This window comes from Luteolibacter pohnpeiensis (assembly GCF_016595435.1).
Lineage (GTDB): Bacteria > Verrucomicrobiota > Verrucomicrobiia > Verrucomicrobiales > Akkermansiaceae > Luteolibacter > Luteolibacter pohnpeiensis.
Window position 1 is genome coordinate 37,372 of the sequence record NZ_JAENIJ010000031.1, and the last position, 12,497, is coordinate 49,868.

The following is a 12,497-nucleotide window of genomic DNA, read 5'->3' on the forward strand; positions in this document are numbered from 1 at the left end:
GGTTTGATTTCATCAAGCCATGAAAAGATCAGCGGCGGCGGCGCGAGAATGCAATGCCAGCCATGGCAAGCCCTGACATCAAGACCACGGATGGTTCAGGAATGGCTTCACCATAAGCAATGCCATCATAGACAACCCGATCGCTCGAAACCGACGATGCATCTACCCAAACGTAGAAAGTTCCGGTCTCGTCCGTGGTGACATCAGGTAGGGAAACCCAATAACGAGTATCAGTCGCTGGAGAAGCATCGCTGGTTCCCAAAGCATCTGTACTGCTATCTACCAACGCATTTCCATCGTTGTCTAGATACGTAACGAATCCAGTGGTTGCGCTTTCAACACTCGCTGAAAGGCTCCAATTGCGGTTGGTGGCGGTGGAAACGTTGCCAATATAGTACAACCGGATGTCAGTGTAAGTGGTATTCGCCGACAAACCTGTTACGGCCGTCATGATCATCAGACTTCCATCCGCGAGGTTAAGCTGAAAAGCAGTGCCATTGTAACCAATCGCACCAGGTCCCGTAGTCCGCAAATCCCAGAGAAAATTATCAGCGCCTCCGCTGGGATTTACAATATACCAATCCGTGGCACTCAGCGTTGAAGCATTTACGGTATTACCGCCTTCACCGCCTGTTGCATCGACATAGGTCAATGCAGCATGAGCTGACGAAAGTGATAGCAACGGGAGCGCAAGTAGAAACAGTTTTGATCGCATAGGGTTCATTGATTTTTGAGGAATATGGTAAAATACCTAACCACAAATTAAGTTCTCAAGACATTTTCAGCGCTATGACCGATTCAGTCTGGATCGATCAAGATTCCATCAAAAAATCACTCCATCCATTCCCAGGAAGGAACGAAGATTCACTGGACTCACTGCCATATCGCGAGGCTCTAACGCCATATTGACAACATCCATTCGTCCTCATTCCGCCAGACATGAGATCATTTTTCAGCTTTCCCCGTTTCGGTTTCGCCTCTGAGATGGTGGAATGTCAACTGGTCACCCGCTGAAACATCACGCCACTTTGCTCATTGGCGTTGGATTATTGCTATTCAGCGTATTTTCGCCAGCACTTCCCAATCTGAGTCATGAAGCAACGAAAGTCGCCCTGCTGGCTGTTGCGATGTCGTTCCTTTGGGTAACTGAGGCCATACCCATTCCAGCAACCGCATTATTGCCTATCGTCTTACTGCCCCTTTCAGGGGTTTCATCTGTGGGAGAAGCCACCAGCCCATATGCGGATCCCATCATCTATCTTTTCATGGGAGGCTTCATGCTTTCCATCGCGATGGAACGTTGGAATTTGCACCGTCGCCTGGCGCTCCGGATCATCTGTGTGTTTGGCACCAAACCGCGATCGCTGGTTCTCGGCTTTCTGGTCTCGGCGGCCTTTCTGAGCATGTGGGTAAGCAATTCCGCAACAGCCATGATGTTGCTGCCGATTGCGATCTCCATACACGGCATCCTTAAACGGGACGCATCGCTCACCGCCCCATCCAGCCATTTAGGCAGCGCCTTGGTGCTCGCCATCGCTTATGGCGCAAACATCGGCGGGATGGGAACCCTGATTGGCACGCCACCCAATGCGATTCTCAAAGGCTTTCTGGAACGCACTTACGGCATCCATATCAGCTTCGCCGATTGGATGAAACTCGGCGTTCCGTTAGTCATTCTTTCCGTCCCGTTGGCCCATCTTATCCTGACGCGGGTGAGCTTCAGAGTTCAAAATGACGACACGCCGGGACTCAAAAGTTCGATCGATCAAGAGCTCATCAAACTTGGTAAAACCACTCGACCTGAATGGATCGTCTTGCTGGCTTTCAGCTGCGCTGTCGTTGCCTGGATCACGCGTGGATTCTGGAAATCCTCGTATCCTTTCATCACGGATGAGGTGATCGCAATGACCGCCGCCACCACTCTCTTTTTCATCCCTGCCGAATTTCAAAGCCGCCGGTTTGTGCTTGATTGGGATGCCGTCCGGAAAATCCCGTGGGATGTCCTCATCTTTTTTGGTGGCGGCCTAAGCCTGGCATCCGCCTTTGAAAAAACCAAACTCGCCGAGTCCATGGCCGGCATGCTCAACGGACTCGCATCTTGGCCCGCCTTGTGGATCGTATTCCTGGTGGTTGCGGTCATGATCATCGCAACCGCGCTCACCAGCAATACCGCCACGACCGCTGCATTTTTACCTGTCATCGGCGCACTCGCTGTAACTCTTGATCTACCCATCCTACTTCTAACAGCTCCAGTCGCGCTGGCTGCCAGCGCCGATTTCATGCTCCCGGTAGGCACTCCACCCAATGCAATTGCCTATGGCTCCGGGCTCGTCCCCTTACCTCGCATGATACGATCCGGGCTGTGGGTCGATCTCCTTTTCCTATTACTCATTCCCCTGCTCATGTGGACCATCGGCCGCTGGGTTTTCAGCCTTTGATGGTGATGCCGTGGTTGAAGCCGGAGTGGCATCGCTGGCGGCATCCGTCGCCATTGCCATCACTTGGAGCGTTGCTGTATTGCTGACCGCCGAAGAAATCGCATTTGAGACACGCACCGAAAACAACGCCCCATTCATGGTTGCTGGCGCATTAGGCAATTCATATGTCAATGCGGTAGCTCCTTCAATCGGTTCACCATCCTTCATCCATTGAACCTCGATCGGCTGAGAGCCCCGGACTTCCACTTGGAATTTCGCCGATTGATGCTCTCCAACTGATATCGAAACCGGCTGACTTTGAAAGCCCACTTTCATCGTTCCCGTCACCGTTTCCCATGCCGCTTGTTCCAAATCATATGGATTAACCGTTAGATTCAATCCCAGGGACAAAACGGCAGGATTCAAATGCAAGCCTGTAGGACTTTTTCCATATATCGTCGCATAAAAAACAGCCGCACTTAGAAAATAACCATTATCATTTCCATGATACTCATCGATATCATGTAGGTGAGAAAACTGTGGATTGGTCTCAGCCAGCATCCCGCCGACATTCAACCAAGCATCGCCTGCAGGAGCCACCAGAACCGGAGGATTTTCCGGATGATCCTTATTGAGAGCTTCGGCCAACGAGCGATATCCAGCTCTCAATTCATCCTGCATTTCAGTCGTGGAAGCAAAGGAGTCCGGCATCGAAATCCCCGAGATAAGTGGATGCTTCGCACTACGCGCCCAAGTCTCATAGAGGATCACTTCGGTATCCGCCCGATTGGAAATCACGCGTTCATAAAGTGCCCTTCCAAATTCCAAGTGCTTATCCAGATTCCCGAGATGCGTCGGCTCGGTGGAGTAGTTTTGCAAGATCACGTAATCCCAAGGTTCCGAACCGATTGCTGCACGGGTGCCTTGATCGTTTTCATGAAACTCAAAATTCTTTCCACCCACTGCTGACATTTTCACAAGCGGCTCACCATCTCCGCCCGCGATGGCCATGCGTTCGAAAATCTTAGGCACGCTAGCAGTCCCACCATGGCCAAATGTGAAACTGTTCCCGATGAACAAAACTTTTTGCCCGGCATGACACGGCAATGAAATCGATACCAACAACAAGAAGGTGCGAACAACACGTGGAGCAAAATTGAGAAGGCGCATGATGGGGTATTGGCGATCGATCCGAGCTAGCAGAAGCTAGGAGCAGATTCATACGAGGAGTTCCGCCACCTTTTTTCCCAAGATGGCTGGCAGCTGTGAGATTCTTGAATCTCGACTCTTCGGAATTCGATCCTAAACTCACCTCATGGCCGCCCCGCAAAGCACAATCGCCCTGGTCTACGATTACGACCAAACGCTCAGCCCTAGCTACATGCAGGATGATGTGCTTTTCCCTGAATTTGGAATTGATCCGACTCAATTTTGGAAGAAGTGCAATGCCCTTGTTCACGAGCAGAAATGGGACGGTGAGCTGGCCTACATGAAGTGTTTGCTCGACTACCTCGGCATGGACAATGTGACCAACACCCGCCTCAACGAGCTTGGTGCCGGGTTGCGTTTTTTCCCTGGCCTCCCTGAGCTTTTCGAAGATCTGCCAAAAGCCGCGCTACGCCCGGAGCACGAAGCCGCGGGGATCAAAGTCGAGCACTACATCATTTCCTCCGGACTCAAGGCATTGCTCGATGGCTCCCGCCTGAAACCATTTGTCAAAGCCATGTTCGGCTGCGAATTCGGCGAAGATAATGAGGGCCGCATCAGTTTCCCGAAGCGTGTGATTTCCCACACTTCCAAAACCCAGTTCCTGTTCCGCATCAACAAAGGCATGCTGCGCTACGATCAGGACGTGAACGATCACATGCCACCTGAACAACGGCCGATCCCGTTCGAGAACATGGTATACGTCGGCGATGGCCCGACAGACGTGCCCTGCTTCACGGTCATGGCGCGCAACGGCGGCCAAGGCATCGCGGTTTATAACCCAGAAGATCCAACCGGACGTTCATTCCGCAAATGCTTCCAACTTTCAACCCACGCAGGACGAGTCAAACACATCGCTCCAGCCGACTATCGCCAAGGTTCACATCTCTGGTTGTTGCTGCAGGAAATGGTCACGGAAACTGCCGACCGCATTCTCACACGCCGCAGTGACGAACTCAGCCGCGCAACCGTCGCAGCACCGACGTTCTAAGGCGATAAAATCCTCCACGCGGTGCATTCAAGCCGCATCAACTCGGGATTTGCCATGCATGGAACGGGTGGCTAAAAAGGATTCACATGGTATCGGACCGCTCCAAAGATCATTCCCGTCCTTGGTTTCTCTGGGCAGCCAGTGCACTGCTCGGCCTCGGCATTGGCTATGTGACCCGATCGGATCAGTTCGGTCTCTGGAATCTAACCGATCTCGATCCGGCCCCTGTTCCACCAACTCCTGCCGCGATCGATGCTGCACACACCGCTAAAGCACCTGAAACTCCGGAACCTGAAAAGCCGCATAAGCTCAGTTTCAGCCAACAGCAGGTGGATTTGCTGCTGAAAAATCCAACCGCTTACCGATTGCGACTGGATCGTTTGCAAAGTCCGTCCGATCGCGAAAATTGGGTCGCCATGACCGCCAGGTTCTTCACCTGGGATAGCCAGCAACAAGCCGAAGCCAAGGAAGCTCTCGATCGCTGCGCCAATGACATCCGCACGGCGATTGATCAGCAATCGAGCATCGACGAAACCAATCCAGCGGATGTGGTGATCGATTACCAACAAGCCGCCGCTCCCGTTGCCCGCGCCATCGACCAATTCGAGCACGCGGTTGAAGATCTGGTGGACGATCGGTGCTTTCAACAACTCAGCCTCATCGCCGAACTTGATGGTCTAAAAAAAGTCGTCACGCCCGACACGCGGATCCATATCACCACGGAATATCCGCCTGCCGATGATTCGGAAGCTGAGTTGGCGGACGATCGGGTGATTTTTACAATCAGCTGGTTCCAAAATGATGCACTTTTCGCCCAGCGCCGCATGATGGATGCGACTCCTATTGTGGCTGAAATCCTCAAACAAGAAGCGATCTTCCCGGAAATCATGCCACAGCTTCGTTTGGGCGATTTGCTCAATCGAGCGGCCTTTTCCGCACCTTGAAGCTGCAGAAAAATTTTCAGGGAAATGCTTTTTAATCCTCGCGCCTGAAGCTAGTGAAACTTGGATTAAATCCGATATGAAAGCATATTTCTATCCAGTCCTTGCTTTGGTCCTATCCGCCGGACTTGGCTGGATGATTGCCAAAAGCGGGCTCATTTCCCGTGCGGACTCCCATGCAAGCAGCCCTACTGCCGCAATCCCTCCACGCCCGCAGCGTGCTGCGCAGGAGCAGCGCAAGCAAACCAGCACCACCCACCATGGCGACTCGATTCCACTCTCCATGCTGCAAGGACTCGGCGATCTCAAAGGCAGTCCACGGCTCACCGCTGCGTTCTGGTTCGGCGATGAAACTGAAATCCGCGATGCGAATTTCGCACATCTAACAGAATGGCTGCAGCTGACCGAAAACCAGCAAAATGCCCTCGCTTCAATTTTGCGTGAAGCCGAGAACGATCGACGTGATTGGGAAATCGGGAACATCCATTCGCAACGAATAGACGAGGGAATCTATCAACTCGCATGGATCGATCACGACTCCAGCAGCCTGCCTGCTTTGCAGCAAGCACTCGCGCGCGAGTTTGGCGAGACGCTTGGTGAATCGATTTTCATCCGGGGAAATCTTCACCGATTTTTCGAACCGCTCAGCGGTTGGCAGCAGCGCCGTATCCCTGAGATCCTATTGACGATCAAATCTAACACAAATGGTGGCCTGGACTTTATTTTTACCAATGGTGATTGGAGGTCCGTATCTCCTCAAACCGGGGTCGATCCCACTAGCTTGCCATTGCTCAGGCTGGCTCATTTATTTGATTACCGCAGTGATGCCGAGGCCATGCTGAAATTGAGTGAAAAATCAGGCCCGCCTGTGGCCGCAGCCATCCCGGGCAAAGCAGGATTTGTATCCAGTCCGTTCTGCGGCAAAATCATCGATGTCCGCGGCATGCCAGCAGGCACATTGGTCGCAGACCCAAACTTCCCATCAGCAGAAAAGAAATATTTCAGAGTGCCGCCACCAGCTGAAAATTAATTCCCATGAAAACCTATCTAACACTCGGTGGCGCGATTCTTGGCCTCGCCTTGGGCTATGTTGCCGGAAACAGCGAACAATCCGGTTCCTCCACGAATCAGAAAACGAGCTCCAACGCATCGGCCACTTCGCGCACTGTCAATCGCTCGTCTGCAGATAGCTCTAATCCCCGAACCGTGCGGAATTCGCGTGCGACCCAAGAAGAAGTAGGCCTCACTCGTGAACAGGCTGATCTCATTTTGGAGGAACCCAGTCGGTTCATTCTCTCTTACCATAAGTCTCGTGAGGCAAATAACTTCCTGGACCAAACTTGGTGGACTGATTTGGCGAAATTTCTCGGGCTAGAGGAATCGCAGGCTGCAAGGTTCGATCAAAAGATGCGCACGTTTTCCACGGATGCATACGAAATCATCCAGAATCAATCAGTGGTCGATTCCACCGTTCCCGGCAAAATTCAAATCGATCTCGGTCATGCTGCTGCTGGTTTTCATCAACGGCTTGAGTCATTCGGTGATGAGCTCAAATCGGTGATCGGTGATCGGGATTACTCTCGCTTGAAAGCTGTGACAGATCTGGATGCTTTAGGGGATCGTATTTCCAAACAGACGAAATTTGAGATTCGCTTCAATGCATTGCCCAGCTCGGACCAAACCATTCTGCAGTTTGAGATCGATCGGAGCAATGGCGACGCAAATCCCGAGCAGTTTCGTATAATGCTACAAGTTCAGAACGATCAAATTTCCGAACAAATGCGCAACATGAAACCTTTTGAACGATTCATCCCTGATCTTGACTGGGATCAATTCGTGAAGCAACGGATTGATCACCCGTGACTGCCTCAAGGTTGTAACCACCCATGAAAGCCGCTTTCTACTCCATTCTCATCCTCGCCTGCTCCGCAGTCGCAGGCTGGTTGATCGCAGATAGTGACGCCTTGGGATTGGTGGAGCAATCGAGCAGTGTGAAACAACCCATTGCCCCGAAACTCCAAAGCCAACCAGCCGAAAAGCCACCTGCAGAAATGCCAGTGGCGGCGCCGGATCCGGATGAAATTTTCGCCTCTCAATTGGCCGATTTGCGTTCCTTACGCGGCAGCCCGCAGCTCTCTGCAGGATATTGGATGGGAGACGATGAAAGAATCATTGACCCTGGATTTCCACATCTCGCGAGGTGGTTGAAGTTGAGCGAGGCGCAACGCGTGTTACTTGCCGGAATCCTCCGCTCGTCTGCCAACGCCCGCCGTGCCTGGGAATTGGCCAATCTGCATGCGGAGAGAAGCCAAGTCGGGAGTTTTCACGTGAACTGGATCGACCACGATGATGAAAGTCTACCAGCCCTGAAGCAGGCGCTTGCGAGCGAGTTCGGCGACGAGCTGGCTGAAGCGATTTTTCTGCGCGGCAATCTGCATCGATTTTTCGAGCCCGTGCCGGGTTGGAATACCCGGCGAACCGATGACATCAGTTTGGAAATCACCGCTCGCCCGGGCAGTGGGATTTTACTGAAGCTGACGAATGGAAACTGGAGCCAGTCCCTGCCGTGGTCCGAGAAGGAATTCCCGGTCCGGGCATTGCCCAGACTGGAGCACGTGTTTGACTACAGCGCGGATGCCGAGGCGATCTTCAATTCGAGCAAGGAAACTGAGTATCCGTCGGCAAAAAACATCGCCGGAAAACCCGGATATGTTGTCAGCCCTTACAGTGAGCGCCAGATCGACGTTCGGAATATCCCACCGGGCACTTTGGTGAACGACCCGAATTTCCCATCGAGTCAGAAAGCCTACTTTCGGATACCAAATCCAATCTCGGCCACCAATTGAGCGTTGGAAATCGCGGAAACTTTGGGGACCCGAGAGTCGACTAAAGCCCTATTTTGAAATCGGTGCCATCCCTTAAGAAGGAGCCATCGTCCCGTTTCAACTGGCTTTTATCCCATGCGGCTAGTGCGCGCGATCTCAGTTTGCAGGAATGCAACCGGATATACGCTCCTCACTAAAAATGAAAAAATACCTATTCTCGGCAATGTTATGCCTTGGCAGTGCCAAGGCTGCAACAGTGAGTTACTCTGACTCATTCAACGTCAATGAGTCTTATGCATCCATTACATCTCCCCAGGAGGTTTTCTCTGCAGGCTACCTGACCGCTCAATTGCCTGCATTCGATGCCTCCCTTGGAACCTTGGAGTCCTTCACTATCACATGGTCTCTGTCGGGTACTCTTGATGCCTCATCGGGTGGTGGAAGTGTTGGTTATGTAGGTGATTTCCTCATTGCATCTACCACATTGACCGGCGCATCAGGTGGCGGAGGCGGCGGTGGTGGTGGCGCTCCGGTTTCATTCAGTTTCCCAGGCGGTTCAACCAGCTTTAGTTACACCTACAATGTTGCGGATGTTGGAACCACATTCGATCAGACGATCCTGGATGCTCTGACAGGCGGCGGAGATGTCGATGTGACTTGGGATACGCCATTCACCATTTCGAGCACCTTTACCGATGCCAATATTTCCATCAATGCATCGGTGGATCTGACCTACACCTATTCTCCAATCCCGGAGCCTTCATCTGCACTGCTGGGAGCCGCCGCCATCGGGTCGGCATTCGTTCGAAGAAGACGCTGATTTCAGTTCGCTTGTTCGGTACCATGCAATCGCGTCGTTGGTTATCCAGCGGCGCGATTTTGCGCTCCAAGGGAGTTCATTTGGGGCAAAGAAATCCATTTTCATGAGGATTTCCACCGCAGCCATGTGGGTTTGGCATACCTAGCTGTGTTTGACAGGCAATCTCATGCCGGTGTCTAATTTTGTCCCATTCGCTAGTAATTTCGAAGAAATTCACCATGAAGAGAACCCATAAATTCACCACAAAAATCGCTGCGTGCCTGATCGCGGCGAGCGCGACGGGACACGCCGCGGACACACGCCAGCATCCGCCTGGTGAAACCGATTTGATTCCGCCTGCCACCCCATTGGTGGCGTGCGACCCTTACTTCAGCATCTGGTCCCCTGGCGATACGCTCAATGGCGTTGAAACCACTCACTGGACCGGACGCCGCCATCAGCTGACCAGTCTGGTAAAAATCGATGGTAAATCGCTCCGTGTCATGGGCGCTACGCCATCCTCCGTGCCCGCCATGGAGCAGACCTCCCTGACCGTTCACCCCACCCAAACGGTTTACCAATTTGCAGGTGAAGGCATCGAATTGTCACTCACCTTCACCACTCCGGCACTGCCGGAAGACATGGACCTGCTTTCACGTCCAGTCACTTATCTGACCTACGATTTCAAAGCAACAGACGGTAAGGAGCACGATGTTTCAGTCTACCTCGCGGCATCGGGTGAGCTCACGGTAAACAACACCGATCAGGCTGTGACCTGGAAAGATGCCAGCGCAGACGGACTGGCCGTCTTGAGTGTTGGCTCAAAGGCCCAACAAATCCTAGGTAAAGCTGGCGATGACCAGCGTATCGACTGGGGTTACCTTTACCTCGCAGCACCAGACAGTGTCACGGAATCCCGTGCCTTCGCTGCGCCCCAAGACCTTGCACTTTCATTTGCTGAAAAAGGACTGGAAACCAAAAAAGACGCGAGCGGGTCATCCGATCATGCCGATGGCATCGCTGCTGGCCTTGAGCTCAAGTCTGTCAAAGTTGGAAAAGAAAGCGTCTCCAGATGGGCGATGCTCGCTTATGACGATTTGTATTCGATCCAATACAATCACAAGAACCTCCGGCCATATTGGCGCCGGAATGGCTGGGAAGCGAAGGACCTCCTCGCAGCCTCCGCCAAGCAATACGACGCGATCCAGGAGCATTGTGCTAAATTCGATGCCGATCTCTACGCTGATCTCAAATCCATCGGTGGTGAAAAATACGCAAAGCTTGCCTCCCTTGCTTACCGCCAATGTTTCGCAGCCGGAAAATTCGTGGCTGATGAAAACGGTCAGCCACTGCAATTTTCAAAGGAAAACCACTCCAACGGCTGCATCGCCACTTCGGACGTTTTCTACCCAATGGCACCTCAGTTTCTGCTGTTCGGATCAAGCGTCGCCAAATCCTTCATCACTCCGTTCATGGAGTATGCAAAAAGCGATCGCTGGAAATTCCCTTTCGCACCACACGATCTTGGCACCTACCCATGGGCGAACGGACAAGTCTACGGCGGTGGTGAAAGGACCGAGGAAAACCAGATGCCAGTCGAAGAAAGCGGGAACCTTCTCATTCTCATGGCTGCCGTTGCAAAAATCGATGGCAATGCCGACTATGCAGGCCGCTACTGGGATCGCCTCAGCCAATGGGCCGCCTACCTGAAAAAGGAAGGATTTGATCCAGCAAACCAGCTCTGCACCGACGACTTTGCGGGCCACCTCGCTCACAACGTGAATCTCAGTGTCAAAGCAATCTGCGGTCTCGCTGCCTATTCCAAACTCTGCGAAATGCGCGGAGAAACCCAGCTGGCTGAGGAATATGCAAAGACCGCCAAAGAATTCGCCAAACGATGGGTTGAGGAAGCAACAGATGGCGATCACACCCGCCTTGCGTTCGATCGTGCTGGCACCTGGAGTCAGAAATACAATCTCGTTTGGGACAAAATCCTCGGACTGGATCTATTTCCAGACGAAGTCCGCCGCAGCGAAATGGATTATTACCTGAAGAAGCAAAACACCTACGGCTTGCCTCTGGATAACCGTAAGACCTACACCAAGCTCGACTGGATTCTTTGGACCGCCACTCTCACTCAGGATCAAAACGATTTCGAAGCCTTGGTTTCGCCCGTTTTCAAGTTCCTCAACGAAGGCCCTTCCCGCTCGCCGATGACCGACTGGTATGAAACCATCAGCGGCAAAAAAGTCGGATTTACCGCCCGCCCCGTAGTTGGCGGCGTATACCTCCAAACTCTGTATCATCCAGACTTGTGGAAAAAATACGCCACAAAAGACCGGACCAAAGCTGCAAATTGGGCAGAAATGCCCGAATACATCGCTCCTATCGTCAAGACCCTGGTTCCAGGCGCCGAAGACAAGAATGATGTCATCTGGAGCTATACCACCGACAAGCCATCGGCTGACTGGTTCAGCAAAAGCTTCGACGATTCGAATTGGAAAAAAGGTGCCGCAGGATTCGGTGGAGGTGGACCACCTCGTGCCAAAATCCGGACCCCGTGGACAAACTCCGACATTTGGGTAAGACGCGAGTTCACCATGCCGCATGAGATTCCATCGACTGTCGCTCTGTCAGCCTATCATGATGAAGACATCGTAGTTTACATCAACGGTGTACATGCTGCAGATGCCGGGGGCTTCGTCACTGCTCCAAAAATCATCGAATTGACAGAAGAAGGCAAAGCCGCACTGAAACCAGGCAAAAACATCATCGCCGTTCACTGTCACCAAACCGGTGGTGGCCAGTATCTGGATGTCAGCATCGTAAACGTTCTTCCCGGTAAGAAAAAATAATTCGCCCCGATCCACCATGCACCAAAGCGCGGGGGTAATGCCTCCGCGCTTTTTTTGTGCTTTAGATCAAACTCAAAAAGCCTGTCCGTTTATCGAAGATGAGCACTCCAGACGGAGCGCAAGACTTCGGGTTGATTCAGATGCGACCAATTTGACCAAATTTTCCAAATAAGAATAGCAGCCCAACCGCCATTCCGCCGGGCTCAGTGAGCGACCAGCCTACGTTTATCACATTTCAAAACAAGTATGTGGCTGAATACATTACGCATCCATGGCTCTATTCACTAAAATCTGAAAAGGCCTATTCAAAGCTGTAACACCTGCTGTTGCGTTGCGGAGTAATAGCGGAATTCCAGTGTTCCGAGCATTTGAGGATTTACCTCAGATCATTCAAACCGGTGGCAGCAGGGCGGGGTGAGATTTATCTGTTGGGGTTGAATTCGATAACGAAGTGTTCGATCCG

The 12,497-nt window shown here is 52.3% G+C and carries 10 protein-coding genes; 8 read left to right on the plus strand and 2 right to left on the minus strand.

Annotation, left to right across the window (positions count from 1 at the left end):
* Positions 1 to 28: 28 nt before the first annotated feature.
* On the minus strand, positions 29 to 715 hold the full coding sequence (locus JIN85_RS16240) for a PEP-CTERM sorting domain-containing protein (RefSeq protein WP_200272705.1): 687 nt from the start codon (positions 713 to 715) through the stop codon (positions 29 to 31).
* A gap of 277 nt (positions 716 to 992) precedes the next feature.
* On the opposite strand from JIN85_RS16240, the gene JIN85_RS16245 reads away from it, so the two are divergent.
* Positions 993 to 2,438 (plus strand): SLC13 family permease, encoded by a 1,446-nt coding sequence (locus JIN85_RS16245; RefSeq protein WP_200272707.1) that lies wholly within the window; start codon positions 993 to 995, stop codon positions 2,436 to 2,438.
* Here the strand turns inward: JIN85_RS16245 and JIN85_RS16250 are convergent.
* Positions 2,385 to 3,587, minus strand: a complete 1,203-nt coding sequence (locus tag JIN85_RS16250; protein ID WP_200272709.1) for a DUF4886 domain-containing protein — start codon at positions 3,585 to 3,587, stop codon at positions 2,385 to 2,387. The two genes, JIN85_RS16245 and JIN85_RS16250, sit on opposite strands and share 54 nt — an antisense overlap.
* 145 nt (positions 3,588 to 3,732) lie before the next feature.
* Between JIN85_RS16250 and JIN85_RS16255 the strand changes: the two genes are divergently transcribed.
* From JIN85_RS16255 to JIN85_RS16285, 7 genes are all read left to right on the plus strand, one after another.
* A complete protein-coding gene (locus JIN85_RS16255; RefSeq protein ID WP_200272711.1) occupies positions 3,733 to 4,614 on the plus strand; it encodes an HAD family hydrolase in 882 nt (293 codons plus the stop codon).
* Between the two features lie 86 nt (positions 4,615 to 4,700).
* Positions 4,701 to 5,558: a hypothetical protein gene (locus JIN85_RS16260; protein ID WP_200272713.1), complete on the plus strand. Its 858-nt coding sequence runs from the start codon at positions 4,701 to 4,703 to the stop codon at positions 5,556 to 5,558.
* 76 nt (positions 5,559 to 5,634) lie between these two features.
* Positions 5,635 to 6,585 (plus strand): hypothetical protein, encoded by a 951-nt coding sequence (locus JIN85_RS16265; protein WP_200272715.1) that lies wholly within the window; start codon positions 5,635 to 5,637, stop codon positions 6,583 to 6,585.
* A 5-nt stretch (positions 6,586 to 6,590) separates the two neighbouring features.
* Complete coding sequence (locus JIN85_RS16270; protein ID WP_200272717.1) at positions 6,591 to 7,418, plus strand: hypothetical protein; 828 nt, start codon at positions 6,591 to 6,593, stop codon at positions 7,416 to 7,418.
* A gap of 23 nt (positions 7,419 to 7,441) precedes the next feature.
* Positions 7,442 to 8,401, plus strand: coding sequence for a hypothetical protein (locus JIN85_RS16275; protein WP_200272718.1), 960 nt, complete (start codon positions 7,442 to 7,444; stop codon positions 8,399 to 8,401).
* A gap of 178 nt (positions 8,402 to 8,579) precedes the next feature.
* Positions 8,580 to 9,200, plus strand: coding sequence for a hypothetical protein (locus tag JIN85_RS16280; RefSeq protein WP_200272720.1), 621 nt, complete (start codon positions 8,580 to 8,582; stop codon positions 9,198 to 9,200).
* Between the two features lie 218 nt (positions 9,201 to 9,418).
* Complete coding sequence (locus JIN85_RS16285; protein WP_200272722.1) at positions 9,419 to 12,034, plus strand: glutaminase family protein; 2,616 nt, start codon at positions 9,419 to 9,421, stop codon at positions 12,032 to 12,034.
* Positions 12,035 to 12,497: the final 463 nt, after the last annotated feature.

Bases quoted from the DNA above. Each gene is read 5' to 3' on its own strand.
- JIN85_RS16240 (WP_200272705.1), bottom strand. From the start codon at position 715: ATGCGATCAAAACTGTTTCTACTTGCGCTCCCGTTGCTATCACTTTCG.
- JIN85_RS16245 (WP_200272707.1), top strand. From the start codon at position 993: ATGTCAACTGGTCACCCGCTGAAACATCACGCCACTTTGCTCATTGGC.
- JIN85_RS16250 (WP_200272709.1), bottom strand. From the start codon at position 3,587: ATGCGCCTTCTCAATTTTGCTCCACGTGTTGTTCGCACCTTCTTGTTG.
- JIN85_RS16255 (WP_200272711.1), top strand. From the start codon at position 3,733: ATGGCCGCCCCGCAAAGCACAATCGCCCTGGTCTACGATTACGACCAA.
- JIN85_RS16260 (WP_200272713.1), top strand. From the start codon at position 4,701: ATGGTATCGGACCGCTCCAAAGATCATTCCCGTCCTTGGTTTCTCTGG.
- JIN85_RS16265 (WP_200272715.1), top strand. From the start codon at position 5,635: ATGAAAGCATATTTCTATCCAGTCCTTGCTTTGGTCCTATCCGCCGGA.
- JIN85_RS16270 (WP_200272717.1), top strand. From the start codon at position 6,591: ATGAAAACCTATCTAACACTCGGTGGCGCGATTCTTGGCCTCGCCTTG.
- JIN85_RS16275 (WP_200272718.1), top strand. From the start codon at position 7,442: ATGAAAGCCGCTTTCTACTCCATTCTCATCCTCGCCTGCTCCGCAGTC.
- JIN85_RS16280 (WP_200272720.1), top strand. From the start codon at position 8,580: ATGAAAAAATACCTATTCTCGGCAATGTTATGCCTTGGCAGTGCCAAG.
- JIN85_RS16285 (WP_200272722.1), top strand. From the start codon at position 9,419: ATGAAGAGAACCCATAAATTCACCACAAAAATCGCTGCGTGCCTGATC.